Source organism: Phycisphaeraceae bacterium, from assembly GCA_019636655.1.
Taxonomy (GTDB): domain Bacteria; phylum Planctomycetota; class Phycisphaerae; order Phycisphaerales; family UBA1924; genus JAHBXB01.
The window spans coordinates 81,402-107,192 of the sequence record JAHBXB010000004.1; the positions used below are offsets into that span (position 1 = coordinate 81,402).

General features: G+C 69.3%; 18 protein-coding genes. 9 read left to right on the forward strand and 9 right to left on the reverse strand.

Features of this window, described 5'->3' with window-relative positions:
• Positions 1-55: 55 nt before the first annotated feature.
• Positions 56-1,747: an iron ABC transporter permease gene (locus KF745_11975; protein ID MBX3359130.1), complete on the forward strand. Its 1,692-nt coding sequence runs from the start codon at positions 56-58 to the stop codon at positions 1,745-1,747.
• 86 nt (positions 1,748-1,833) lie between these two features.
• Here the strand turns inward: KF745_11975 and KF745_11980 are convergent, their stop codons facing one another.
• Both KF745_11980 and KF745_11985 read right to left on the reverse strand, forming a co-directional pair.
• Entirely contained in the window at positions 1,834-2,673 is an 840-nt protein-coding gene (locus KF745_11980) for an FKBP-type peptidyl-prolyl cis-trans isomerase (GenBank protein ID MBX3359131.1), read from the reverse strand.
• 64 nt (positions 2,674-2,737) lie between these two features.
• Positions 2,738-3,070, reverse strand: a complete 333-nt coding sequence (locus tag KF745_11985; protein MBX3359132.1) for an FKBP-type peptidyl-prolyl cis-trans isomerase — start codon at positions 3,068-3,070, stop codon at positions 2,738-2,740.
• Between the two features lie 272 nt (positions 3,071-3,342).
• Here KF745_11985 and pdxA point away from each other — a divergent pair, with 272 nt between their 5' ends.
• The 5 genes from pdxA to KF745_12010 all read left to right on the forward strand — a co-directional run bounded on the left by pdxA (position 3,343) and on the right by KF745_12010 (position 8,815).
• Entirely contained in the window at positions 3,343-4,413 is a 1,071-nt protein-coding gene (pdxA, locus tag KF745_11990; GenBank protein ID MBX3359133.1) for a 4-hydroxythreonine-4-phosphate dehydrogenase PdxA, read from the forward strand.
• 82 nt (positions 4,414-4,495) lie between these two features.
• Positions 4,496-6,082 carry an MATE family efflux transporter gene (locus KF745_11995; GenBank protein MBX3359134.1) on the forward strand — a complete coding sequence of 529 codons (1,587 nt, stop codon included), beginning with the start codon at positions 4,496-4,498 and terminating at the stop codon, positions 6,080-6,082.
• A 58-nt stretch (positions 6,083-6,140) separates the two neighbouring features.
• Positions 6,141-7,097 (forward strand): tetratricopeptide repeat protein, encoded by a 957-nt coding sequence (locus KF745_12000; protein MBX3359135.1) that lies wholly within the window; start codon positions 6,141-6,143, stop codon positions 7,095-7,097.
• 261 nt (positions 7,098-7,358) lie between these two features.
• Positions 7,359-7,580 carry a hypothetical protein gene (locus KF745_12005; protein ID MBX3359136.1) on the forward strand — a complete coding sequence of 74 codons (222 nt, stop codon included), beginning with the start codon at positions 7,359-7,361 and terminating at the stop codon, positions 7,578-7,580.
• Positions 7,581-7,747: 167 nt separating this feature from the next.
• The gene (locus tag KF745_12010) at positions 7,748-8,815 is read left to right on the forward strand and encodes a prepilin-type N-terminal cleavage/methylation domain-containing protein (protein ID MBX3359137.1); all 1,068 of its coding nucleotides are present in this window, start codon (positions 7,748-7,750) and stop codon (positions 8,813-8,815) included.
• Here KF745_12010 and KF745_12015 read toward each other — a convergent pair.
• Positions 8,791-9,117, reverse strand: a complete 327-nt coding sequence (locus tag KF745_12015) for a (2Fe-2S)-binding protein (GenBank protein ID MBX3359138.1) — start codon at positions 9,115-9,117, stop codon at positions 8,791-8,793. The genes KF745_12010 and KF745_12015 overlap by 25 nt on opposite strands.
• Before the next feature lie 148 nt (positions 9,118-9,265).
• On the opposite strand from KF745_12015, the gene KF745_12020 reads away from it, so the two are divergent.
• The 3 genes from KF745_12020 to mraY are packed head-to-tail and all read left to right on the forward strand — an operon-like array spanning position 9,266 to position 13,641.
• The gene (locus KF745_12020; GenBank protein MBX3359139.1) at positions 9,266-10,903 is read left to right on the forward strand and encodes a UDP-N-acetylmuramoyl-L-alanyl-D-glutamate--2,6-diaminopimelate ligase; all 1,638 of its coding nucleotides are present in this window, start codon (positions 9,266-9,268) and stop codon (positions 10,901-10,903) included.
• A complete protein-coding gene (locus KF745_12025) occupies positions 10,900-12,411 on the forward strand; it encodes a UDP-N-acetylmuramoyl-tripeptide--D-alanyl-D-alanine ligase (GenBank protein MBX3359140.1) in 1,512 nt (503 codons plus the stop codon). Before KF745_12020 ends, KF745_12025 begins: the two co-directional genes overlap by 4 nt.
• A gap of 45 nt (positions 12,412-12,456) precedes the next feature.
• Positions 12,457-13,641, forward strand: coding sequence for a phospho-N-acetylmuramoyl-pentapeptide-transferase (mraY, locus tag KF745_12030; protein MBX3359141.1), 1,185 nt, complete (start codon positions 12,457-12,459; stop codon positions 13,639-13,641).
• A gap of 17 nt (positions 13,642-13,658) precedes the next feature.
• On the opposite strand, the gene KF745_12035 is transcribed toward mraY, so the two are convergent.
• The 6 genes from KF745_12035 to KF745_12060 form a co-directional block, all read right to left on the reverse strand.
• Complete coding sequence (locus KF745_12035) at positions 13,659-15,047, reverse strand: hypothetical protein (GenBank protein MBX3359142.1); 1,389 nt, start codon at positions 15,045-15,047, stop codon at positions 13,659-13,661.
• A 51-nt stretch (positions 15,048-15,098) separates the two neighbouring features.
• A complete protein-coding gene (locus tag KF745_12040) occupies positions 15,099-16,208 on the reverse strand; it encodes a terpene cyclase/mutase family protein (GenBank protein ID MBX3359143.1) in 1,110 nt (369 codons plus the stop codon).
• 26 nt (positions 16,209-16,234) lie between these two features.
• Complete coding sequence (locus KF745_12045; GenBank protein ID MBX3359144.1) at positions 16,235-16,954, reverse strand: hypothetical protein; 720 nt, start codon at positions 16,952-16,954, stop codon at positions 16,235-16,237.
• A complete protein-coding gene (locus tag KF745_12050) occupies positions 16,951-20,727 on the reverse strand; it encodes a hypothetical protein (GenBank protein ID MBX3359145.1) in 3,777 nt (1,258 codons plus the stop codon). Before KF745_12050 ends, KF745_12045 begins: the two co-directional genes overlap by 4 nt.
• Positions 20,728-20,821: 94 nt before the next feature.
• Entirely contained in the window at positions 20,822-23,257 is a 2,436-nt protein-coding gene (locus KF745_12055) for a hypothetical protein (GenBank protein MBX3359146.1), read from the reverse strand.
• Positions 23,254-25,782, reverse strand: coding sequence for a BatA domain-containing protein (locus KF745_12060; GenBank protein ID MBX3359147.1), 2,529 nt, complete (start codon positions 25,780-25,782; stop codon positions 23,254-23,256). The genes KF745_12055 and KF745_12060 overlap by 4 nt, the downstream gene beginning before the upstream one ends.
• Between the last annotated feature and the right edge of the window lie 9 nt (positions 25,783-25,791).

Below are 25,791 nucleotides of genomic sequence, written 5' to 3' on the forward strand. Positions count from 1 at the left end.
TCCCTCACTGCATCGCAAGCCGTGGCTACCCCGGTCGGCAGGGTCGTACCTGCTGATGGGCGCCATGCTGGCGTTCCTGGGGGTCACGCTGGTGTACCCCATCGCGCTCACCGTGGATGGGGCGTTTCTCACCGGGGGCAGCGGCCAGGATGCGGGCCGGTTCACGACGGAGCACATCCGGTTGGTATTCTCCGACCCCGGGCTGGTGGCGGGGTTGGTGAACTCGGCGAAGATCGGGATCGCGACGACCGCGGTGTGCCTGCTGATTGGGCTGCCGCTGGCGCTGTTTTCGGCGCGGTACCTCTACCCGTGCAAGGCAGCGTTCAACGCGATGATCCTGGTGCCGCTCATCCTGCCCCCGTTCGTCGGGGCGATCGGGCTGCAGTCGATCCTCGGGCGCGAGGGGGCATTGAACTCTCTGACTGGCTGGGACACCGATGTTCTTGGGAGCGCCAAGTTCTGGGGTGTGGTCATCGTCGAGGCGCTGCACCTGTACCCGATCGTGTACCTGAACGCGACGGCGGCGCTGGCAAACCTCGACCCGGCGATGGACGAGGCCGCGGAGAACCTGGGGGCCGGCGCCCTCCGGCGGTTCTTCACGATCACCCTGCCGCTGATCCGGCCCGGGTTGTTCGCAGGGTGCACGATCGTGTTCATCTGGGCGTTCACGGAGCTGGGGACGCCGCTGGTGTTCGACTACAACCAGGTGACCCCGGTGCAGATCTTCTTCGGTCTCAAGGAAGTCGAGTCGTCACCGCAGCCCTACGCGTTGACGGTGGTGATGCTGGCCGCGTCGGTGCTCATCTATGGCGTGGGCAAGGTGCTCTTCGGCCAGCGCGGGCATGCGATGTATTCCAAGGCGTCGCGAGCCGGCGGCGAGGTGCCGCTGGGCACATGGGCGGGGTGGGGGGTCGCCGGGGCGTTCGGGCTGGTGACGTTCGTGGCCCTGCTGCCGCACATCGGCGTGGTGCTCACAGCGGTGGCGCAGCCGGGGTCGTGGTACCGCTCGGCGCTGCCGCGGGGGTTCACGCTGTCGCACTTCGAGCAGGCCCTGTCGAGTCCGGAGGCGTTCGGGTCGATCGTCAACTCGCTGCACTACTCGATCGTCGCGACGATCATTGACATCCTGCTGGGGCTCGCGGCGGCGTACCTGATTGTGCGGACGACCGTCCGCGGGCGGCACCTGCTCGATGCGTTGTGCATGCTGCCGCTGGCGGTGCCGGGGCTGGTGCTGGCGTTCGGGTACACAGCGATGACGCTCAAGTGGCCCTTCAGCAAGGGGGCGCCGCTTGAAGGAATGGTCTCGGTCTTCGGGGCCGACCCCAACCCGGTGATCCTGCTGATTGTGATCTTCGCCGTCCGGCGTCTGCCGTACCTGGTTCGGTCGTCCATCGCGGGCCTCGAGCAGACTTCCGGGGAACTCGAGGAGGCGGCGATGAACCTGGGCGCCTCGCGCTTCCGGGCGGTGCGGCGCGTGATCCTGCCGCTGATCATGGCGAATCTCATTGCCGGGGCGCTGCTGGCGTTCTCCAACGCGATGCTGGGGGTCTCGGAGGCCCTCGTGCTGGCCCAGCAGGAGAAGTACTTCCCCATCACGCGGGCGATCTACGCGTTCCTCAACCGGCTGGGCGACGGCCCGTACATCGCGTCGGCGATGGGGGTCTGGGCGATGGCGCTGCTGACGGTGACGCTCGTGGGCGCGAGCGTGCTGATGGGGAAGAAACTGGGATCGATCTTCAGGGTGTGACGCAGGCCGCGGCAGCAACGAAGCGGGAGCCGCTTGCGCGACTCCCGCTGCTCGAACTTTGCATGTGCGTGCCGAAGGGCGTTTGCCTACTTCACCTCGATTAGTTCGACCTCGAAGACCAGGTCGGCCTTTGCGGGGATCGCCGGCGGGCGGCCCTGGGCGCCGTACGCCATGGAGTACGGAATGGTGAGCTTGCGCTTGCCGCCGACTTTCATGCCCGGGATGCCCCACTGCCACCCCTTGATGACACCCCTCAGCGGGAACTCGGCGGGCTCGCCTCGGCTGTAGGAGGAGTCGAACTCGGACCCATCGGACTTAAGCGTTCCCTTGTAGTGGGCGACGACGGTCTGGCCCGGCTCGCACTCGGCGCCGTCGCCGACCTTCTCATCCTCGATCTGCAGCAGGTCGACGAGCTCGATCTCGAAGACGAGGTCGGCCTTGGGCGGGATCACCGGGGGCATCCCCGCCTCGCCGTAGGCGAGTTGGTAGGGGATCACCAGTTTTCGCTTGCCGCCGATCCGCATGCCGGGAACGCCCTCCTGCCATCCCTTGATCACGCCGCCCAGCGGGAAAGGGATCGGCTCGTTTCGCTTATAGGAGGAGTCGAACTCGGTCCCGTCGCTCTTGAGCGTGCCCTTGTAGTGGGCGACGACCGCAGCGCCGGGCTTGCACTCGGCGCCTTCGCCGACCTTGAGGTCCTCGATCTCCAGGCCGCTGGGGAGGGTCTTCTTCACTGGCTTGGTCTCCGCGGGGGTAGTAGCCGCGGGGGCCTTGTCGGGCGCCGTGGCGGGGGTGGTGGCCGGGGGCTCGGTGGCGCCGGCCGGCGGGTCAGCGGTTACGGTCGTGGTGCCGGCGGCGATCCATCCCAGTGCAGCCCCGAGCGAGAGCGCTGCGATCTTGATCCCTCCGCGTGTCCGTCGTGTCATGGTCATCGGCTCCAGTTCAGGCGTGGTATGGGTGAGATGCGTGTCAACGGCCGGGAACCGGCTGCTATTTCAGGTCAACGAGGTTGATCTCGAATACGACGTCCGATTGTGCGGGGATCGTGATGGTGGGCATGCGGATCTCGCGGTCGCCGTAGGCGAGGCGCCAGGGAATGGTGAGGCGGCGCGTCCCGCCGACCCGCATCCCGGGGATCCCCTCCTGCCAGCCGCGGATGAGTTCCTTGAGCGGGTAACCGTCGCCGGAGCGGTCCATGGTCGAGTCGAAGACGCGCCCATCAGTGAGCATTCCCTTGAATCGAACGACGACGACCGCCTCCGGACTGGTGCAGGCCGGGCCCTCGCCGAGCACGAGGTCTTCAACGATCAGGCCGCTGGCCATCTGGACGCGATTCAAGGACCGGGGCGCGGGTGGCTGGGAGGGCTCAGCCGGGTCAGCACCGGAGCCGGCCGGGGGCATGGGCGCCGGGGGCGAGGAGCCTCCACCCGTCTTATTCTCTCCCCCGCTCTGACACCCGAGCGCGAGCAGGGCCGCCAGCGCGAAGCCAATGACCCTGCACGTGTTGCCGAAGGACCGAGGCATGGCGGGAATCGTACCCGTCGGCGCTGCGCCGGACCCAGGGGCAGGACCGCGCCGATGCCATACGATCCGGCATGCCAGGCGCGGGCGAGCCAGCCAACGGGCCCACCATCGCGATCTCCGTCGGCGACCCGATGGGGATCGGCCCGGAGACGATCGTCAAGGCGTTGAGCGACCCGGCGCTGCGAGCCTTGGCGCGGTTCATTGTCATCGGCCCGGCGCCGGTTCTTCTCTCGGCCGACCGGGCCGCGGCGGACGGAGTGCCGTGGCGCGTCGTGGACGGTCTGGTCCAGCCCGGCGAGTTCGACTCCGGGGGAGAGATCCTGGTGCTTGACGACCTGGAGTCGAACGCCGCCCCCGCGACGGCCCGCGGTCCCGGAGTGTGGGGAGGGGAGGTGTCGTTTCGGGCGGTGTGCAGGGCGATCGAGCTTGTCGGGCTTCCGACGTCCGACCCGTTGCATGCTGACGCGATGGTCACCGCACCGATTTCGAAAGAGGCCTGGACGCTCGCTGGGCATCCGTACCCGGGTCACACCGAACTGCTCGCCGAGCGGCTCGAGTCGCCGCGGTCCGGGATGCTGTTCGTCGGACCGTCGCTCCGCGTGATCCTCGTGACGATCCATGTGCCGCTCCGCGAGGTGCCGCGGCTGGTCACCCCCGAGCGGGTGCTGCTTGCGATCGAGCTGGGGGCGCGGGCGTGCCGAGACCTGGGGATCGAGTCGCCACGGATCGCGGTGTGCGGGCTCAACCCGCATGCGGGCGAGCACGGGTTGCTCGGGACAGAGGACTCGGCGTCGATCGCACCGGCGATCGCCGTGGCTCGGGAGGCGGGAATCGATGCTACGGGCCCCCACCCGGCGGACGCGGTGTTTCTGAGCGCTGCGGCGGCTCCAATGGGGCATGGGCGCCACGATCTGGTGGTGGCGATGTACCACGATCAGGGGCTTATCCCGGCGAAACTGGCGGACGGGCGACGCACCGTGAACGTGACAGTGGGATTGGAGACCCGCGACGGCCGGAGGGTGATCCGCACCTCACCGGCGCACGGGACGGCCTTCGACATCGCGGGGCGGGGCAAGGCGGATGCGACGTCGATGCGGTCGGCGATCGAACTCGCGGTGAGGATGGTCGGAGAGGGTCGGTAGTAGACCTAGCATCGCCCCCCGCCCCGGACCGAGTTTGGGCTTTCCAAGGTTGCCCTGTGGGCGCGATGGACCGGCGTGTCAGATGTCGAACCCCGCCACCCAGACCGCGAGCCCTGATTCCCCTCAGCGTTCGGCGCTGTGGGAACTCCTGACCCTTGCCGCGCCGGTCGTGGCGACGATGACGTCGTTCACGGTGATGCAGTTCGTGGACGGGCAGATGGTGTCGCGGATCGGGCCCAACCCCGCCTACATCGCGGCGCAGGGCAACGGCGGCGTGGCTTCGTTCGTGCCCATCTCGTTCATGATGGGTCTGCTGGGGGTCATCAACACGTTCGTCGCGCAGAACTTCGGGGCCGGGAGGCTGGACCGAACCGCCGCGTACGCCTGGAACGCGGTGTGGATGGGGGTGCTCGGCGCGATCCTGCTGCTCCCGTACGGGATGGCGATCCCGTGGGTCTTCGCCCTGCCATTGCTGCGTCACGATCCCGGCCTGGTCGCGATGGAGTCGGTGTACGCGCAGGTGCTGGTCTACGGCGCCGTGCTCACGCTGACCACTCGCTCGCTGGCGCAGTTCTTCTACGGGCTTCACCGGCCTGTCATCGTGCTCGTCGCGGCGGTCTGCGGCAACCTGGTCAACTGCTTCGCGAACATGGTGCTGATCTTCGGCTCCGAGGGCCCGACGCGGGCGATGCTGTCGGTGCTGGGCGAGGGCGGTGAGTGGCTCGTGGGTCCGGTGATGGAGGCGGCGCAGTGGACCGCGGCGGCTCTGGGCGTGAAGGCTCTGGGCGTGCCCGGCGCCGCCGGGGGGACGCTGGTGGGCCTCGCGGTGGAACTCGCGATCCCGCTCGCGGTGTTCCTGGGTCCGGGGTACAACCGGCGCTACGGGACGAGGGCGGCGTGGCGACCTTCCTGGGGGCACATGCGGGACATCCTTCGGCTCGGGTGGCCGCCGGCGCTGATGTTCGGCAACGAGATGATCTGCTGGGCGACGTTCATGTCCGCCTACGTGGGGTACTTCGGCAAGGAGCACAACGCGGCGGGGTGGATCACGATGCGGTACATGCACTTGTCGTTCATGCCGGCTGTCGGCATCTCGTTCGCCGTGCAGGCGGTGGTGGGCAAGTGCATGGGCATGAAGCGGCCCGATCTGGCGGAGGCAAGGGCCCGTCTTGGGCTGAAAGTGACGCTGGTGTACATGGGCGTGTGCGCCGCGGTGTTCGTGCTCTTCCCGCGCACGATGATCGGGTACTTCCTCGCGGACATTCCTCCGGAGCAGGCGGAGGCGATCACGGCGATCGGCGTGCAGGTCATGATCATCGGCGCCGTTTTTCAGCTCTTCGACGCCGCGGGGATCACGATCCTCGGGGCGCTGCGCGGCGCGGGCGATGTGGTCGTTCCGAGCATCGCGGTGGTCGGCCTCTCGTGGACGTGCATCCTCGGGGTGGGCGCCCTGCTGATCGTGTTGGCGCCATCACTGGGGTCGGTCGGACCGTGGCTGGCGGTGGCGTTGTATATCGTGCTGCTGGGGGTATTCCTCTTTGTCCGGTTCACCAGGGGGGCGTGGAAGAAGGTGGATGTACTCGCAACGTCCGTCGGGGGCGGTGCGATGCCGTTCACAAGCCAAACGGAGCCGGTCGGGGCTGCCGCGGCGCCCGGCGACCCCGCCTAAACTTCCCCTCGCGCGGCTGGTACGGGGCTGCGCAGCAGCCACTTTCCCGGAGCCTCGATTGAAGACCACCACCTCTGCAGACCCCCTCGATGTCGTCATCGGGGCCGATGCCTCCAACTCCCGCGACCCCAAGGCCGCCGCGCAGCACTTTGCGACCGCCGAGAAGGCCGAGGCCGAGGGCGACCGTGATCGGGCGATCGCCGAGTTTCGGCGCGCGGTCGCGGCGGACCCGACCGATCCCCGCCTCTTCTTCCGCCTCGCCTACGCGCTGGACCTTGCCGGCGAGGAGGACGAGGCGATCGCGATGTACGAGCGGGCGGTGGAGCGGCCGCCGGCGCCGATCAACGCCCTGATCAACCTCGCGATCCTGTACGAGGACCAGGGGGACTACGTCCGCGCGGAGCGCAGCCTTCGCCAGGTGCTCGACACCTCGCCCAACCACGCCCGGGCACGCCTGTATATGAAGGACATCCAGGCGTCGCGCGAGATGGTCATAGACGATGATCAGGACAAGGAAAAGCTCAAGCGGTCGGCGTTGCTGGACACGCCGGTCACCGACTTCGAGTTGTCCGTTCGTGCCCGCACGTGCCTGAAGAAGATGAACATCCGCACGCTGGGCGACCTGCTCAAGACCACCGAGGCCGAGCTGCTGGGGTACAAAAACTTCGGCGAGTCCTCCCTGGTCGAGATCAAGCAGATGCTCGCGGCCAACGGCCTCCGGCTGGGCCAGGGCGTCGACGATGCGCACCGCGCGGCTCTCCGGAAGGTCATCGAGCAGATCAAGGGCACCGGCGGGAGCGAGGTGGTGCTGGCCAAGTCGGTCTCCGACATGGCCCTCTCCGTTCGCGCCCGCAAGGCCCTGCAGCTCCTGAACATCCAGACCATCGGCGACCTGGTCAGCCACACCGAGGCGGAGCTGATGGGCGTCAAGAACTTCGGCGCGACCTCGCTCAGCGAGGTCAAAGTCAAACTGAACGAGATGGGCTTGTCGCTACGGCACCTCGACGAGGCCTGATTCGGCATCGATCCTGTACGAGTAGAGCCCCGGGTCGACCGGGGCTTTTTTGTGCCCGGAGCGGGCCTGTCACCCCAAATCTGGTGAGGGGTCGGTCGATCCGCCGATGTCCCGGATACCCGAAGTGCTCTCCCTGTCCGGCTCCGTTCCGGGCAGATACGAGATTGAGGTGTTCGCTCCTGCCGGCTGCCGCGGGTCGCGCGACCGTGTGCGCAACAACCCCAGCCGGCCCGTGGCCAAGGCGGCCACCGGAGGCTTGCGATGCACTCGGGCCGGACGGCGGTTGTCTCGTTGATGCTGACCACGTCGGTGGTATGGGGTGTCTTTGTGTTCGTCGGTGCGCCCGGCGCGTGGCCGGCACTCCCGCCTTCGATGCTGTTTCACCGCGTTGTTTCCGTAATGTTCGTACTCCTTCTGGGGGCCGTGCTGTGGTACGACATGGTGCTCACCGGCGAGGGTCCCGGCGGGACTGGGGGGATCTAGTAGTTCGGGGAATGGGGTTTCGCAGTGAGCCGATTTCGGTACGATGGGAGACCACCGGGTTCCCGGTGAGGTTCGGGGCGAGCGTTGAACACTTATCGTGGCGGCTCCCTCGCCACGCCCAGTCCTGCGAATCACCGTCCGGCATTCGGACGGCGCGGAGCAAGCCGATGCGATCACGAAAGGCACCATCGCCGTCCCGGGCCGGGTTCACGTTGATCGAGTTGCTGGTGGTGGTCGCCATCATCGCCGTGCTGGTCGGCATCCTGCTGCCCTCGCTCGCCGGGGCTCGCAAGGCGGCCCGGACGAGCATCTGCATGAGCAACATGCGGCAGCACGCCATGGGCATGCTCAACTACTCGACGGACTCAAAGGGGTGGCTCAGCACGTTCAGTTGGGAACCGGGCAAGGCCTACAGCGAGTGGAGCGATCTTAACTACGCTCCCAGCGCCCCGGTGGCCCACGCGTACCAGGCGGTCGATGCGATCCGCCGTTTCCTGGCCCGTGACGCGGCGATGCAGCCGGCGGTGACGGATCGGTTGCTGTCGCGGAACTACTCCTACCTCGTCCTCGTAGCGGGGGGCTATTTCGGCAGCCGGCTTCCGGAGCAGGGCGTCGTCTGCCCGGAGGACCGCGATCCCCTCGTCTGGCAGTCGAACTTCGCGGCGAACCCGACGACGACCAGCCCGGCCGTGATCTTGCAGGGGACTCCTGATCCGGATCCGGCCGCCTCGGCGGCGTTCAAGCGAACGCTGCCGTTCTGGTCCACCTACCAAACCGTCCCGTGCGCCTGGTCGATCCAGACCGGAGGAAACGCCCTACACCAGGCCAATGCCGGCGTGCCGGGGTACCACCTTCTTTATACCTATTCACCGCTCTACACCAGGTTCAACAACACCCGTCTCGATCAGGTGATGTTCCCCTCGGGGAAGGTCTACCTGTTCGACCTGTGGGACCGGCACAAGTACTCGCGGCGCATTTTCCACGCCTATCCCGTGGCCGCGCAGCCGTTGGTCTTCTTCGACGGTTCGGTGACGATCCGCAAGACGGGCGACGCGAATCCCGGTTGGCACCCGGTGACGCCGGACAGTCCGGCCCCGACGCGATACCTCTACACCCCCGGTCCCGGCGAGCCGCCGACGTTCACGGGCGCATCGTCCGAGATCGTGACGGGGTACTACCGGTGGACGCGCCGGGGGCTGCGCGGCGTGGACTATGCCGGCGGCGAGGTGCGGTAAGCGCTGTTGTCATCCTCTCGCGGCGGGTCGGGCAGAACGGTCGCGTCACGGACCCCATCGTGGTGGTAGGAGATGCGGGCCTCCGCGTATCGCTGGGGGGAGACGTTCAGGTCCGGCAGTTCGCCGCGCTGGTGCTGGGCGTGGAGGTGCTTCAGGAAGGGGACGCACCACTGGCAGCCGGTACCGGCGCTGAGGCACTCGCTGATGAGCGAGGCGACCGGCGGGTCCTCCCGGTCGAGGAAAGTGCGGATCTTCCGCAGCGATACGCGGAAGCAGAGGCAGACGTGGTCGTCCTCGTGCATGGCAAACGGCTCCCTTCTGCCGCCGAATTATGGCCGGCACCAAGCGCCGTGCGAGCACGGGCCGAAATATGCTCCCCCTGTTTCGGCCCGCCCGATAGCATTCGCCAAGTGGCGGTGCGCCCGGGCGCCGCGACGAGGGATGGAACGAATGCTCGTCGGCGACCTCATCTCGGGGCTGGACATCCGCCCGATGACGCGCGCCGATTCGTGGCAATCGGTCCGCGTCTGCGACATTACGGAGGACTCGCGCACGGCGCTCACCGGAACGCTGTTCGTCGCCCGCCGCGGCGAGCACGCCGACGGCCGCCGGTTCGTCCCGAGCGCGATCGCGGCGGGCGCTGTCGCCGTGCTCACGGACGACCCCTCGCTGCAACTCCCGGCCGGGACCCACGCGGGCGAACCGGTTGCGCTGCTGACGCCCGACATCAACCTCGCCGGGGCGCAGATCGCCGAGCGGTTCTATGGGTCGCCGGCCTCCCGGCTTGCGATGATCGGGGTCACGGGGACGAACGGCAAGACGACCATCACCTTCCTCATCCACCAGTTGCTCAATGCGCTTGGGGTGAGGACAGGCCTGATCGGGACGGTGCAGATCGACGACGGTCGGGAGGTGGCCCCGGCGACGCTGACGACGCCCCCGGCCATCGAGCTGTCGCGGACGCTGGCCACCATGGTCGAGTCAGGGTGCGAGGCAGCGGTGATGGAAGTGTCGTCCCATGCGCTGCACCAGCGCCGGGTCGGAGCGCTGCGGTTCGATATCGGGGTCTTTACGAACCTGACGGGCGATCACCTCGACTACCACAAGACCATGGAGTCGTACGCCGACGCCAAGGCGATGCTCTTCGGGCTTCTTGGAGAGGACGGCGTGGCGGTCGTCAACGCCGACGACCCGTGGCACGAGCGGATGGTGCGGGGATCGCGGGGCCGGGTCCTGAGGTGCTCGATGGCCGGCGACCCCTCGCTGGCCCTGCGCGATGGCGGGCGGTGCGGCGTTGTGGTGAGGCAGGCGGACCAGCGGCACACCAGCGAGGTGCTCATGGGGCCGTGGGGGGCGCTCGATGCCAGCGTGCGCCTGATCGGTGCGCACAACTCGATGAACCTCCTGCAGGCCGTCGCCGCGGTGCACGCGACTGGAGAATCGCTCCGGCCGCGGAGACCGCTCGACGCGGCCGATCTCAAGGCTGCGGTCGACGGTCTCTCGCCCCCACCGGGCCGGCTCGAACCAGTTTCCGACAGCGGGGACAGCGTGACCGTATTCGTCGACTACGCCCATTCGGACGATGCGATCCGGAGCGTGCTCGGAACGCTGAGGGCCACGATGAGCCCCGCGGATAGCGGGCGGCTCTGGATTGTCTTTGGCTGCGGGGGCGATCGCGACCGCACCAAGCGTCCCCGCATGGGGGCCGCGGCCGCGGAGTTGGCCGATCGGATCATCGTCACCTCCGACAACCCACGGACGGAGTCGCCGAGCACGATCATCGACGAGATCCTCGCCGGGATCCCCGCGGCCGCGCGCGAGCGAACATCCATCGACGCTGATCGCGAGCGGGCCATCCATCGGGGGATTGCCGACGCCGCGCCGGGCGACGTGGTGCTCATCGCGGGCAAGGGCCACGAGGACTACCAGATCCTGCCCGACGGCAGGGGCGGCACGGTGACCCGCCAGTTTTCCGACCGGCTCGTGGCGCGAGCGGCCCTTTCGGCGCGTCGGAGCGCCGTGCCCGAGGTCGTTTCCCGCGCCAGGCCCTCTACTTCCACGCGAGTTCGCCGAACGGAGTCAACGTGAGCTTCTGGAACCCCGACACCATCCGCGCCGCCGCGGGCGGATTATGGCTTGCCCGTCCACCGGTCTCCGCCCAATCCACCGCTGGCGTCCCCGCCGATGCGCCGCTGGCGGGCGTGTCGACCGACACCCGCTCGCTGCGCCCGGGCCAGGTCTTCCTGGCGCTCAAGGGTGAGCATTTCGACGGTCACACGTTCCTGCGCGATGCCGTGCTGGTCGGCTCGTCCCTGCTGATCCTCTCCGATGCAGGGGCAATTCCGGCGGGCGGGCTGCCGCGCCAGGTTGGCATCATCAAGGTGGCCGACACCCGAAGGGCCCTGCTGCGGCTCGCGGCGGCGTACCGGAAGACCCTCGAGAAAACGCGGGTGATCGCCGTGGCCGGGTCGAACGGCAAGACGACCACCAAGGTGCTCATCCAGTCGGTGCTGTCGTCACGCTTCCGCGGCACGACCTCTCCCAAGTCGTTCAACAACGACGTCGGGGTTCCGCTGACGATCCTCTCGGCGAGTCCTTCGGACCAGTACCTGCTGTGCGAGGTCGGCACGAACGCCCCCGGCGAGATCGCCGCCCTGGCGGAGGTGATCGAGCCGGATGTGGCGGTGCTCACATCGATCGGCCGCGAGCACCTTGAGGGCCTGGGGTCGCTGGACGGGGTAGCACGCGAGGAGGCCTCGCTCCTTGCGTACCTGAGGCCGGGCGGGACGGCGGTGGTCACGGCCGACGCGCCGTCGCTCGCCGAGCACCTGAAGGTCGTTCCCAACCTCGTGACATTCGGCCGATCGGCGCACGCGGACCTGAGGCTGACCGGCGTCGAGCACGTACGCACGCCCGCCGGGGACCCCGCGCTGCGGTTCGTGGTCAACGACCGGCAGGCGTACACGATCGGGCTGGTGGGAGAGCACAACGCCCAGAACGCGCTCGCGGCTCTCGCCGTGGGACGGCGGTTCGGCGTCACCGACGAGCAGGCGGCCGCCGCCCTGATGAGCGCCGCGCCCCCGCCGATGCGGCTCCAGCGGGCGGTCATCGGCGGCGTCGAGATCCTCAACGACGCGTACAACGCGAACCCGGATTCGACGATTGCGGCGATCCAGACGCTCGCGGCGATTGGGGCCGGTGCACGCCGGCGAGTGGCGATCCTCGGGGACATGCTCGAACTGGGGGCGGCCGCGCCCGACTCGCACCGCGACGTCGCGCAGGCGGTGATCGACTCCGGCACCATTGACCAGGTGATCTACGTCGGGCATCTGTCTCTCTACGGCGCCGATCGGCTCTCCAGCGCGGGCTGGGCCGATGACCGGTACACCCTGCTCAGCGACCTTGATTCCGATCAGCCGGGCATGATTGCCTCGCGCCTCGAGCCCGGGGACTGCGTGCTGCTCAAGGGTTCGCGCCGCATGCGGCTTGAACGGATCGTCGAGGCCCTCAAGGCCCGGCACGGGCCGCCGACAGAGCCGAGCCCGGCGGCGGCGGTGCTGCGGGCGCCGGCGTCCCGGGTACCCGCCCGGAACTGACCTGCCCGGGCATCGGGCCCGACCGCCGATTCGCCGTGTTCCGCGATGCTCTACACGCTCCACAACCTCTTGCGGGAGTTCCTCGAGGCCCACAACCTCGAGTGGGCATTCCGCATCCTCGATCAGTTGACGTTCCGGGCCCTCGCCGCGGCTCTGCTCGCGTTCTTCGCCGTGCTCTTCGGCGGGCGGCCGGTGATCGGCTGGCTGCGGCGGAAGAAGATCGGCGACACGGGCGCGACCGACGCCGAGGCCCTGCGTTTGGCCGCCCACAGCAAGGCCAACACTCCGACGATGGGGGGACTGATCATCGTCGGCGCGATCCTCTTCAGCGTGCTGCTGCTGGCGGACGTGAGCAACTTCTACGTGCAACTGGGGATGATCGTCCTCGTCTGGCTCGCGGCCCTCGGCGGCTTCGACGACTGGCTGAAACTCACCGCCAAGGCCCGAGCCGCCGCGAGCGGGGGCGCGGGCGGCCGCCAGGGGCTGTTCGCCTGGGAGAAGCTGGTCTTCCAGCTCGGCCTTGGCCTGCTGGTGGGCTACTTCACCTACCGTTACGGCGACACGGATGCGCCGGCGGACCTCGCCCACGTCCTCAACCTTCCGTTCCAGAAGACGTACGACCCACCCGGTGCCGTGGCCCCGTACCTCGTCTACCTCACCAGGCCGGTGTTCATCATCTGGTCGATCCTCTTCGTGTCCGGCATGTCGAACGCGGTCAACATCTCCGACGGGATGGACGGGCTCGCAGGGGGAATCACGGTCGCCGCGGCCTTCGGGCTGACTGTTCTGGCTTACATAGCGGGGACCTCGTCGGTCGCGAGTTTTCTGCTCGTGCCGTATGTGACACACTCGGAAGAACTGGCCGTCTTTGCCGCGGCGACGACCGGGGCGTGCCTCGGGTTCCTCTGGTGGAACTGCTCGCCGGCACAGGTGTTCATGGGTGATACAGGGGCGCTCGCGCTGGGCGGGATCCTGGCGTACATCGCGCTGGTGATCCGTCAGGAGATCCTGCTCTTGATCATGTCGGGGATCTTCCTGATCGAGATCGGGTCGGTTATGCTGCAGGTGGGCTGCTTCAAGATCACGCGGGGCAAGCGGATCTTCAAAGTCGCGCCGTACCACCACCACCTGCACCTCTCGGGTTGGACCGAGCAGCAGGTGGTGACCCGCTTCTGGATCATCTCGGGGATCCTGGTGGTCCTGGCCCTCGCCCTGATCAAGGTCCGCTGACGACCGCGGAGACCGGGCTACTTCGCTCCGATCTCGATCAGCATCCGCTTCAGGTCGACCCAGTCCTGGATCGGGCCGTTCGCGCCGGGTTCGACCCGGATCCTGAGCGCGGCGCCCGACGACTGGGGGAGCGAGAGGTCAACGTGCTCCGCCGGTCGATCCGCATTGAGGCGGACGCGGATGAGCTCGACCGGTGCGCCGTCCGGTCCGAGGGACGAGATCGACACCTCGCAGTCGCCCCACGCCCACGCGGCGGAAGGCATTGCGAGATCGCCAAGAAGCCGCGTCGACCCGGCGGGGAGGCTCCATTCGACGGTCATCGGGCCGCGCAGCTGGACGTCCTTCGCCCAGAGTTCGTCGCCGGCGGCTGCAGAGATGCGAGCCTTCGGCGCTCGCCGGCGGCCTGCGGTGTCCTGGCTGGCGATGGAGAGGGCGCTCAGCGACACGAGGCGGTCGGCGTCGATCAGCACGGCCGTCATCTCGGCGAGCGGCCACGAGGAAGGGCCCGCCGCGCCCGCCGCGGCACCAAGGCGAGCGACCACCTGGCCGGCGCCAGCGGATCCGGCCGGACCTCCTCCGGTGCCCGACTCGAGCGAGGCGACCTGGAGCACACTGCCATCGCGGAGCCAGACCACGGTGCCCTTGGGCGGTCTGGCCGGGTTCGCGAGGCGAAGGCTCCGGACTCGGTCGATCGTGACCGAGGTTCGATCCGTATTCCCGGGTCCGGATGCGACGACGACGCTCCGGCCGATGGTCTCGATCAGGCCGCGGAGGCGATCGCCGTTTCGCAGCACCACCTCGTCGGTCGTCTCCGCGTCAGAGCCGCGAGATTCGTCGCCGGCGGCCGGTTCTCGCTCGTCCGTCCACTCAATCCGGAGAGACTTCACATCATCGAGCGAGATGTGCAGACGGCCCGATCGGGGGTGGTCCCACGCGATCGCGTCGCCGCCTGCCGGCGCGGCATCGCCGAGCCGTCCACCCGCCAGGGCCGCGGGAAGGCCGGTTAGCCGCTGCCCATCGACCAGGTCGAGCACCGCCCCGAGCGCCAAGTCTGGCGCCACCGCCGGCGCATCTGGCGAGACGGGGCGTGACTCGAGTCTCGCCGGAGAACCCGACGACTGATCGAGGCTCGTCCACCACCACGGCGCGAGGGCAAGCATGCCATCGAACCGGCGCTCACGCTCGATTCCGCGTTCGTCGGTGTAGCGGATGGCATCACCCAGGAACCGCGTGAGCGTGATCTCGCCTTGCGTGGCCGCGCTCGGGCGCGAGCCGGATCGCTCAATCACAACGAACCGGCCCGCGGCCGAACCGTCGGCTGGCATCCGGGGCTCGACCTGTGCCGCGGCCGGGATCGCGCACAGCAGCGCGCCCAGGACGATGGACCGCCCGGCGCGGCGACTCACCGGCCGAACTCCGTTGCATCGGGAATCACGGGGATCATGCTCATGGTCGGGCTACTTCTGGAAAATGGGAAGGTACCGTTTGGGCATCTGAAGAACGATAAGGGCCATGGCCGTTCCGTATGGCGTGCCCGCCGCGGCATCGGGCCACGTGCCATCGATCTGCTTGGCGAGCATCTCCTCGCGAACCGCGGGCCACCACTTGGCCCACCGCTCGCCGCCCGAGAGGTACATGGTCTGCACGGCGTAATAGTGGCCGTAGAAATAGTGCAAGCGGCTCTCCGGGTCGCCCCCGGGGAGGGCCTTGTCGACCAAGTACTGCAGGCCCTTCTCGATCGCGTTGTCCTCGTAGATGCCGGCGTAATAGAGGCTGGCGACGCCCGCCGCGCTGCGCGGCCAGGCGCTCATCCCCTGGGTGCTCTGGTAGCGGAAGCCCCCATCGGGGTTCTGGCAGCGTCGGACGTACTCCACGGCTCGGTCGATCGTCTCCTTGGCGACTTCGATCCCGGCGTTCCGGGCGGACCGCAGGGCCATGATCTGGCAGATCGTTACGCTGACATCGGCGTCATAGGGGACGGGGTTGTAGCGCCATCCTCCTTCGCTGTTCTGGGTCCGTTCGATGAGCCGGATCGCTTTGACGAGGGTCTCGTGAACGCGGGCGGCGAGCGCGGTGTCGCCGCCGCCCTGGGTCATCCCGTAGATCTCGCCCAGGAACAGCGTCGCGAACCCGTGCCCGTACATAGGCCCGTTGTTGGCATCGGAACTGAGCAGGCCGGTCTCCGAACTGCTGCTGAGGATGAACTCGAGGGCCTTGCGTACGACGTCGCCGTACTCGCCGCGCCCCGGGATGTTGCCGTCGGCGAGGAACGCGAGCGCGGCGAGCGCTGTGATCGCGACATTCTTGGAGTAGCGAGTGCCGGCGCCGAACGCGCCATCCTCGGTCTGCATCGCGGCGAGCGCGGCGAGGCCCGCGGTGACGGCGGCGTTGAGCCGCTCGGTCATCTCCCCTTCCGCCGGGGCGTTCTGGGCTGTCGGGCCGGGAAGAGCGCCCTGCTGCGGAGCGGCCCGGTTCTCGCCCGTAGGCCGCTCCGGCTCGGGCTGCGAGCCCGGGGAGGCCGCGGCGAGGGCGCCCGCAGCCAGCAGCGCCGCAACGGTCCTCGCCACGCTGGCGGGTTGTCCTGCGTCCCGAGTCACTTCTTCCCCTCTTCCGCCAGCTTGCGGTAGTAGGCCTCCGTCATCCGCTGGTACATGGAGCTGAACTTGTCGCTGGAGCCCTGCAGGAGCATCTGGCGGACCCGCTCCGGCAGTGCACCCCAGGCGGCCCGGGCCGAGTCAATCTCCGGGGCGAGAGGGCCCTCCTGCCGCGGCGGAGGCTCCATCTCGCTGTTGTTGTCGCCTGTGCCGGCCTGCTCGCGCCGGGTGCTGCTCTGCTGTCGCTGGGACTGCCCCTGGTCCTCCTTCGAGGTGTTCTGCCGGGACCGGCTGCTGCCCTGGCTCTGCTGTTGTTCGATCTGGGCGATCAGCGTGTCAAGCCGCCGCACGATCCCCTCCTGGATCCGCTGGGTGCCGACCCCGGGGTCCTTCGAGTCCTGGAGCCGGCCGGCGACTTCGCCCATCATCGCGACCGCCTCCTTGAACGCATCGCCAAGTTCCTTGGCATCGAGCTTCTTCGTGAGGTCCGACGCGGAGGGATCAACGGCTGGCGGCGGTCCGTCCCCCTTCGGCTTCTGGTCTCCGGTGCCGAGCAGGTCGTCCAGGCTGGGTACCTCACCACCGGGCGTCGGGGGCTGCTTCTTGGGCTCGTTCTTCTTGGCCGGCGGCGACTCGGGCTTCGGCGGCGGCGCGGAAAGGGCCGCTCCGCAGCACGCGGCGATCACGGTGACCAGGATGAGTGGGTGAAGAGGTTTCATCGTGTCCCCTCCGGCGTCGTTGATTCGTTCGGCCCCCATGCCGCCCCGCTGCCCTGGGGTTTCTCTTCTTCGGGCTCCGGCTGCCCACCATCGCCCTGCTCCATCAGCTTCTTGAGCAGGACATCGCCCCGTTCGGCAAGTTCCTGCTGGAGCCGGGTCGCCTCGGCCGTGACCTCGGTCTCGCCCGAGTCGGCGGCCAGTCGCGTGAGTTCGCCGGCTTCGACCTGCATCGACCGCAGCAACCGGAGCTGGGCGATCGGCGGGACGAGCGGGCGCTTCCCGCCCTGCCCGCCGCCCCCGCCCCCTGCGTTCGGGTTGTCGCGGAAATCGTCGTTCTGGCGCCGAGACCGGTCAAGGGCCTCAACGAGCGCCTGCAACGTCCGCACGGCCGTTGCTTGTCGGCGCTGCACGCCCGTGTCGGCGTCCCCAGCCCGGAGCGTGGTCGCGGCGGAGCCCATGGCCTCGTCCAGCCGCTGATGAGCGAACTCGAAGAGTGTTGCCTCGGAGAGCTCGCGGGTCTTGTCCTGCAGTTCCGTCAGCGAGTTCTTGAGCGTCTGCTGCCGCTCCGCCAGTGCACGGGCCGCCGCGCGCGTGCGGCGAGTCGGCTCGGCATCGATGAGCGGATCGGTCTCGCCTTTGATGGCCACTTGCTCGGTAAGGGCCTGGCGGTAGGCGTTGCGAAGCTCCGCGGCCCGCCGCTCCTGCTCGCGGTCCTCGGCCTGCTCGTCGAGCCGCTTGGCCTCGTCGCGTGCCTGCTGCAGACGCTGCAGGCTGAGTTTCTCGCTCTGCTCCGCGGCGGTTGAATCCACCGGGCTGCCGCGGAGTGTGCGGATCGCCGCGCCCTGCGCCTCGTCCGCTCTGGCGAGCAACTCGACCACCGGCGCCAACTCGGCGGGGCCGTTCTCGGCCTCCTCGATGACGCCGATGGTGTTCCGGTTGAGCCGCACCATCCCCGCTGCCGCCGGATCGAAATCACTGTCCGCGAGCCCCTGGGCCAGGACGCCCAACTGGGCTGTTTGCTCGGTGATGAGCGCCTCGATCGACTCGATCAGCGTCGCCAGCACACGCCGGAGTTCCTGGTCGCGGTTCTGGGCGGCACTGTTCATCTGGTCGAGCATCTGCTGCAGCGAATCGATCGCCTGCTGCTGCTGTTGCTGGGCGTTGCTGCCGCGGTTGTTCTCGACCTGGTTCGCGGCGTCCTGCATCTTCTCTTCGAGGCGGTCCCGCTGGGCCTTCTGCGCAGCCTGCTCCATGGCCTTGGCGGCGGCGGCGTCGCGCTGGGCGACCTCGTCCTTGTCCCGCAGCATCCGCTCGACGGCCTCGGCGGCCTTGCCAGCGAGCGACCGCTGCTCATCCCCGAGCCGCTGGAGGCTGCGGCGCTGCTCGTCCGTCAGTTCTTCCATCGAGCGGCCCGCGGTCTCCTGCGAAACCTGGCCGGTCTTGTCCTTGAGGTCGATCTGGTCCTGGAGGAGACGCTCGATCGCCCGCTTGGTCGCCCACGTGTCCTTCCCGCGATCGAGCATGCCCGCGAGCTGCTCCAGCGAATCCCGGACCTGCCGCTGCGACCTCGCGGCGACATCCAGCGATTCCTCTGACGCCTTCCCCGACTCGGCCTTGGCGCGGGAAATGCTCTCGATCTCACGGGACGCATCGACCGACCTCGTGCCGGCCTGCTCGAGCAGTGATTCCGCCTTCGTCAGCAGGTCCGTCATCTCACGATCGTGCAGCCCGTTGCGATCCATCCTCTCGCTCAGGCGGTTCACCGCGTCCCGCTCCCGGGCGATCCGCTCGGTGATCGCGGCCTGGGTCTTCTGCGCAGCCCGGGCGTCCTCGATCTGGCCCGACTCCTGCCCGCCCCGGCTCGCAAGCTTCAAGGCCCGCTCCTGCTCCTCGTCGATGCGGAGGGCAGAGCGGCGAACGCCCTCGAGATCGTTCCACAGGCGGGCGACAAACTCCTCTTCGGAGATCACCGTGAGACGTCTCACCGCCGATCGCGTGGGCGCGTGCCGCTGCCCGTCGAGGTCATATGCATCAGTCGCGACGGTGGCGAGCCACACCTCGTCCCCGGGTGACAGCTTCATCGGCGCCAGGTCGAATGTCGATGCGACCGTCACCTGCTTGGGTTGCTCGTGGGTTGTTCTCCCGGGGGCATCCTGTTCCGCGGCCATCCGCACCCAGTCCTCGCGGGGCTCTGCGGGCGCGCCGGCAGAGCCCTTGGGCTTGTCCGCCGTGCGTCGCTCGAGGGCGACCTCGGAAACCCCGACGTCATCCCGCGCCTCGCCCACGACCTCGATCGTCGCGCTTGCCAGCACACTCTCGTCCGCCGCGGGCTGGGTGACGACCGCGGTGGGGGGCTGATCGACCAGCGCATCGAAGCGGTACACGGATTCTTCGACGCCGATGACGCCGTACTTGTCCGTGGGACGGACGGCAACCCGGGCGGACTCGCGGAGCGTCCAGTCGATCGTCCAGACCGACCCATCAAACACCGCCGTGGCCGCCCCGGACTCGATGAGCCCGGCCAGGTCGTTGCCGAGTGATCGGCCGAGCCACACGCTCTTGTCGGCCTCGGGCCCAGGCACCGGCGTGTTCAGCATGATCGTAAGAGAAAGCTCCGACCCCACGAGCATGGCTGGCGGGGCGGCCCGCTCGTCATTGCCCGGCCCGAGAGTGAGCGTGCGATTCATCTCGTGCTCGGCGAGGGCGGCGTACGCCGGGGCCTCGATCCGGACCGACGCCTCCACGACCGCCGGCGGATCGACAAGAGTCATCCGGCGTGTCGGTGTGCGGTCGTCGGCCGTCTCGAACCAATACTCCAGTTCGGCCTCGCGGGCCCCGCCCGGCGTCTGCTCGCCTCGCCGAGTACTCGCCGCGGGGAGCGTGGGCTCGATCAGCCGCTCGAAGAGCACGCCACGAGACGATCCCTCGTCTCCGGGCACATCGATCTGCTTGCCCTGATTCGTGAGCAGCACACGGGAAACCCCGGTCTCATCGCCGGGCTTGAGGCCGTCGGAACGGACGATGCGGTACATGCCCCACACCCGAGTCCCCCCCTCGACATGGTCGACCCTCGCCCCCCGCAGGACCGCCGCCCGCAGCGCAATCGCGGTTCCGATGGGGTGCACGGTCTCGCCCGTGGCGTCAACCACCTGGGTTCGCTTGGGCCATGACACATCCGACCAGGGCGCCAGCACGCGCCAGGCGCCGATCGACACGAGCGACGGGAACGAGACGCCGATGGCGACCAGCGACAGCAGCATTACGGCAACAGCCCCGCTCGACCGGCCGACGCCGCTGCCCGTCAAGAGCGCCGAGGCCCGTACACGCCCGAATCGCTCCGCGGCTTGCCGGATGACAGGGTCGGCAAGATCCTGCCCCGTCGTCCGGATCTCGCCTCGGTCCACCCCGTCCGCGAGTTCCAGGCCCGCGGCGAGCAGCCCCGAGAGACCGGCAGACCGGCCCGGCTGGCTCCGCTCCACACGGAGGGCGACTTCCGTCAGCGTTGGGCGGAACCTCAGGGCGGGCGCCACGAGCCGGCGCACGCCCCAGGCGACCGCCCCGATCCCGACGATCCAGAGGACCGTCCGGAGCCACCACGGCGTTCGCAGCACGAAGTCCACCGCGCCGGCGAGGATACACACGCCAAGAACCCACGCCACGAGTGTCGCGGTTCCCTGGCCGATCAGCAGCCAGCGGGCGCGCGCGCGCAGCGAGGCCAAGGCCTGGGCCATGCCGGCAATCGCGCTCTGACGCTGCGGGTCCATCCGTGCCATCTCCTCCCCCTCCAAGTATCGGATACAAAGCCGGTCGCCGCCCGTTCCCGGACCCCATGACACCGTCGAATCTCACCCGCCTCCTGGTCGGGCTCTAGGCGAGACGAATGACACGCCGCCAGACCCATTCCACCACCAGAAGCCCGACCAGCAACGCGAGCGCCAGCGGAGTATCCCAGAGCGTTTCCTCTTCAGGTGTACCAACGACACGCACCCGGCGGTTCGGTAACAGGTTTGTCAGTTCGCTCAGTTCCGTCGGCCCTAACAGCTTCCCCCCCGTCGCGCTGGCCAGCCGGCCAAGGAGTGCGTGGTCGGTTTCGGGCCGCCGGAGCTCGTCCTCGGGGAGCCAGACTTCGAGCGGAGCGCTCAGCCGCTCGCCGGCGAGCAGCGGGTCGATCACCTCGACGACGAACTTGCCGCTCTCGGGGACCACCAGCGTTCCGCCAAACGTCCGCGATCCGGCCGACTCGCTCTCGCGGGAGAGAGTCAGTTCGCTGACCGCCGCGGGGGCGCCGGCCGCGTCCGTCCGCGAGACCCGGACGTTCACGGTGGAGCCCGCGGAATCGGTCAGCCGCTGGTCGAGCAACTCGACCGTGACACGCACCGGCTGCTCGACCTCGGTCCTCGCGGGCGACACCTCGATCCGCGCAGCGCGGCCCGCGCGCGCCAGGCTCTCGCGCCCGAGCATGCGCACGAGCTGGAGCCAGAACCGCTCGGGTAGGTCCTCCCCCCGCCCGTACCGCCATCGCCAGATCTCGTCTGTCGCGACATAGAGGACCCGGCCGGCGCCGTACCTCATGGAGGTGACCAGCGGCGACGTTTCCGACGCCGCTCCTTCGGTCGACACCGCCTCGGCGAGCACCTCGCTCGTCGGTTTGAGCGACAGCTGGTCGATCTTCTGGACCCAGCGCAGGCGCGGCCATCCGAGCGACGCATCGCCGAGTTCGGCCGGCCACCAGCTCGCCGCGCCGCCGCCGGGGCCCTGGGTGTCGGTCAGCCGCAGCACGCCGTACCGCTCGGCAATCGCCGTGGGGCGGGCCAGCACGGGGTCGAGCCACACCGGCAGCGACCCGCGATCGCGGGGCCCGGACCGGACCGAGAAGGGGAGCAGATCGGCCAGCCCGGTCGACGTCCACGCGGCGGGCGTTGAGCCGTCGCCGGCGATCCACAGCAGCCCGGCTCCCCGGATCGCGATGTGCTCCTTGAGCTGCGCCAACTGCTCCTCCGTGAACACATCGGGCCGCACGTCGCCCATGATGACGACGTCGTACTGCTGCCAGTCTTCCGGCGAGGTGGGGAGCGAAGCCATCGTGTCGTCCCCTTCCTGCACAAATCGCTTGCCCTCGGCCAGCAGCAGGCTCGCGGACCTAATCGATCTCTCCCGCAGGAGCAGGTTCTTGACGTACCGCTGCTCCCATCGCGGGTAGCCGTCGAAGTAGGCGACGCGCAGCGGCCGGTCCTCCAGGGAGAGGTTCACGGCGGCCTCGTTGTCCTCGGCGACAAGGTCGCTCCCTTCGGGCACGATCCTGACGAGCCACCGGGACTCGCCCGCCTGTGCCGGCCGCGCCGTGAGCATCACCCGGTTGGACCGTGCCGCCGGGGCCGTGCCGCCGCTCTCGCCGGGCGCTCCCGGTGGCGGGGCGCCCGCGGCGGGTCCGACCGACTGCTCGTCGAGCACCAGTCCGGTGGCCCGGTCGATCAGCTGCACCTTGCCCCAGGTGTCCGGCCCGACCGAGTCGCCGCCGATTCGCTCGATCTCCACTTCCACGGGCACAAGATCGTTGACGAAGGCGGTGCGCGGGCTCTGCACGGACCGGACCGCCACATCGGCAACCGGCTCAGGGCTGCCCAGCGGCAGCGCGAACACCGGGATCTTCTCCGCCTGGAGCCGCCGCAGCGTCTGCTTCGACGGGTCGTCGATGGAGCGGCCATCGCTGAGCAGCACGACGCCGGCCACCGGGCGGGCGGCCGCACGCCGCATCGCCTGCTCGAGCGCCCGGCCGATCGCGGTTCGGCGACCGGCCGGTTCGGGAAGTTCGCCGCCGGAAGCTCCCGCGGGCAGGTCGTACGCGCCCGAGTCAAACCCCATCCACACCACCACCCGGTCCTTCTCCAGGGCCTTGAGCGCCGGGGCTGCCGCGACCAGCGCCGCGCGAAGCTGCTCCTCGCGGGATTCGCGGGCCGTCGGGGACTTGGCCGAAGGCGTGTCACGGATCTCCATCGACGCAGACCGGTCCGCCAGCACGAGAACCCAGTCCATCTCCTCCGTCTCGTTGGGCTTGACCAGCCGGGGGCCGGAGAGCAGCACCACGATCAGCAGCAGCGTCAGCGACCGCACGCCCGCGAGCGTGATCCTCGACCGTGACGGCGCATCGAGCCGGTGGTACGACAGCCATGCGAAGGCGATGCATGCGGCGATCACCATCGCCCACGCCCAGGCCGGGATCGGATGGGCCATGGCGAACGACACGCCCTCATCGCCGAAGCGGAGCGTGCGGAGGCCAAGAAGCCAGTTCAGCGAGGCGTTCATGGCGCGGCTCCGGCGGCCGAGGCCGCGCCGATCCGTTCGCCATCCGGAACCGTCGCCGGCAGCGTCGCGTGGCTCGCGTGTCGGGCGACGATCGTCTCCAGCATGGCCAGCAGGCCCGCGGCGATGAGGAGCGGGAGGGCGAAGGGAGAACCGCTCGCCCGTGCAGAGGCCAGGGCGGGCATCGCGGGAGCCTGCCCCGCCCCCGGCTGCAGCGGCTCGATCCAGGTCGGCGGCACTTCGGACGCACCGCGGAGCCATCGCTCGATGTCGGCCGCAGGTTGGGGCGTCACGCGAGAGGCCCGGGAATCGGGATTCACGCCCACCACGCCGCGTGCCGCACCGCGCTCGTCGACCGCCCTCCACAGCCCCGCTCGCCGCAGCGGCTCAGCTGGTCGGCCCGTCGCGGCGTCCACGCTGATCCGGGCCGAGGCTGCCTCCTCGGCGGGGTCACGGGTGCGAGACAGCGGGTCCGGGATCCGCAGCAGTTCGGCCGTTCGCGACGGCAAAGAGGGGGGCCGGCCGGCAATCGAGGTGAACGTGCCCCGGGCTCGGCCGACGCCCTGCCGGATCAACTCTTGCACGAGAGGCACCATCAGTGGGCGTGCCGGGAGGTCGGTCCAGTCCAGTTCCGGTGCTGCCGCGAGGTACACGATCAGTCCTTGTGCGCCGGAATCCACTTTGGCCGAACCGGCCTCGCCGTTCGTCTCGCCGGACGCGGACATCGATGGCGACCCGACCCACAGGACCACCGAGCCGTCGGGCATCGAGAGCAGCCGCTCACCCGCTTCGATGGTCGTGCCGGCGGGAATCTCGATCGGGAGCAGCCGGGAAACCGTGACCGGTCGCGCCAGTTCTGCGAGTTCAGCGCGGACCAACGAGAGCACGTCGGCCGACTCCCCGCCCGTTCCAGAGCCCGGAGCCGGGTTGACAACCAGGCGGGCCGCCGGGTCGCCCGGGTCATAGACCCGCGTCTCTCGCGACACCGCGAACGGGAGCGAGAGCGAGTTCACCATCGCGTCGGTCCACGTGTGCGCTGCCGCGGACCCTGCCTCGCCCCCCGGGGGGGTGATCAAGAGCAGCCCGCCGGCCGCCGCGAAACCGCGCAGACGCCTCCAGGCGTCAGGCGTGATCAGGTCCGGCCGCGGCAAAGCCACGGCGTCAAGCCCGGCAAGACGCGGCAGATCCAGCGCGCCGGGCTCGATGTCGATCACCTCGATGCCGCTGTCGGACACCCCCCCGGCGCCGCCCGGGTTGAGGGCGAGCCGGAGCCACTCCGCCGCCTCGAGTTCATCGACCCGTCCCCGCTCCCCGAACCGCTTTGGGGCCACGAGACCCACGCGGAGCGATTCGCGCAACTCGATCGGACGCCGGAACACGTTGTCGTCCGAGATGCTGTCCGCCGCGGTGGCCGCCTCGCCCGGGCGAGTCTCGGGGTGCTCGATCTGTGCGACCAGCACGGCGCTCGACGCCGGGCCTTGGGCGTCTCCCACGGCGGGCGGCTGCAGGGTGATGGCGGTCTCTTCCTGGCCCGCCCGGAACCTCGCGAGACCGGTCACGGGCCGGTTGGAACCGGCGGACGGCCGCTCGCCGACGGCCGCGAGCCGGATATTCACCGGCACGCTGAGTTCACGCGACACCCCCGGGCCAGAGCGCCGAACGCTGACGCGGACTCCCCCAGCCCCGCTCGCCCCAGTTCCCGCGGCGGGCGCCAGGAGCACGCCGCGCAGAGGCTCCACCGCACCGATCGCCAGGTTGTCGGTGGCCGTCGCGGCCGGCCTTGGCACGAGCAGCCGAACCCCGTCCGGCAGTCTCGGCAGCGGCTGGGTCGACACCGCGGCGATGTCGACAGAGCCATCAAGGAAATCGGAGATCACAACGACAAACGTCTCGTCCTGCGGAGCGGACTCGGCCCGGCGGGATCGGTCCGATTCGATCGCGGACACCGCAAGGGCCAGGGCCGCGCCGGGGTCCGACCTGGAATCGGTCGCCTCCACCGAGTCCACCAGCCGCGAGACCGCCGCAATATCAGGCGATGGCGGAGAGACCAACGCTTCCGCCGGAGCCGCCATGGCAATGAGCGCCGCGCGGTCCCCTGCGCCGGCGGCGTCGTTGCCCGCGGCGGAGCCCACCCGCCCCGAGAGTTGTGACAGGATGCCCTTGGCCAACTCCTTGTGTCGCTCGATCGCGCGACTCTCCGACCCATCGGTGCCCCGCGCCGAGGCGGTCATCGAGTTGTCGATCAGGATGTACACCGTGCGCCCCGCCGCACCGGAGGCCCGCCCGCCCGCGAGCAGCGGGTGCGCGATCGCCATCGCGGCCAGCAGCACGAGCAGGCACCGCGAGGCCAGCAGCAGCCACTGCTCGAACAGCAGCCGCTTGCGCTGCCGCCGGTACGCCTCCAGCAGGAACCGCATGGCCCCCCACATCACCGGTCGCCGCCGGCGCCGCATGATGATGTGGATGATGATCGGGAGCGACACCGCAAGCAGACCCGCGATCGCGATCCCGGGGTGAAGGAACGTCATGCCGCCCGC

Excerpts from the sequence above, each read along its gene's own strand:
- KF745_11975 (MBX3359130.1), top strand. The coding sequence starts at position 56 with ATGGGCGCCATGCTGGCGTTCCTGGGGGTCACGCTGGTGTACCCCATC.
- KF745_11980 (MBX3359131.1), bottom strand. The coding sequence starts at position 2,673 with ATGACACGACGGACACGCGGAGGGATCAAGATCGCAGCGCTCTCGCTC.
- KF745_11985 (MBX3359132.1), bottom strand. The coding sequence starts at position 3,070 with ATGGCCAGCGGCCTGATCGTTGAAGACCTCGTGCTCGGCGAGGGCCCG.
- pdxA (MBX3359133.1), top strand. The coding sequence starts at position 3,343 with ATGCCAGGCGCGGGCGAGCCAGCCAACGGGCCCACCATCGCGATCTCC.
- KF745_11995 (MBX3359134.1), top strand. The coding sequence starts at position 4,496 with ATGTCGAACCCCGCCACCCAGACCGCGAGCCCTGATTCCCCTCAGCGT.
- KF745_12005 (MBX3359136.1), top strand. The coding sequence starts at position 7,359 with ATGCACTCGGGCCGGACGGCGGTTGTCTCGTTGATGCTGACCACGTCG.
- KF745_12010 (MBX3359137.1), top strand. The coding sequence starts at position 7,748 with ATGCGATCACGAAAGGCACCATCGCCGTCCCGGGCCGGGTTCACGTTG.
- KF745_12015 (MBX3359138.1), bottom strand. The coding sequence starts at position 9,117 with ATGCACGAGGACGACCACGTCTGCCTCTGCTTCCGCGTATCGCTGCGG.
- KF745_12020 (MBX3359139.1), top strand. The coding sequence starts at position 9,266 with ATGCTCGTCGGCGACCTCATCTCGGGGCTGGACATCCGCCCGATGACG.
- mraY (MBX3359141.1), top strand. The coding sequence starts at position 12,457 with ATGCTCTACACGCTCCACAACCTCTTGCGGGAGTTCCTCGAGGCCCAC.
- KF745_12045 (MBX3359144.1), bottom strand. The coding sequence starts at position 16,954 with ATGAAACCTCTTCACCCACTCATCCTGGTCACCGTGATCGCCGCGTGC.
- KF745_12050 (MBX3359145.1), bottom strand. The coding sequence starts at position 20,727 with ATGGCACGGATGGACCCGCAGCGTCAGAGCGCGATTGCCGGCATGGCC.
- KF745_12055 (MBX3359146.1), bottom strand. The coding sequence starts at position 23,257 with ATGAACGCCTCGCTGAACTGGCTTCTTGGCCTCCGCACGCTCCGCTTC.
- KF745_12060 (MBX3359147.1), bottom strand. The coding sequence starts at position 25,782 with ATGACGTTCCTTCACCCCGGGATCGCGATCGCGGGTCTGCTTGCGGTG.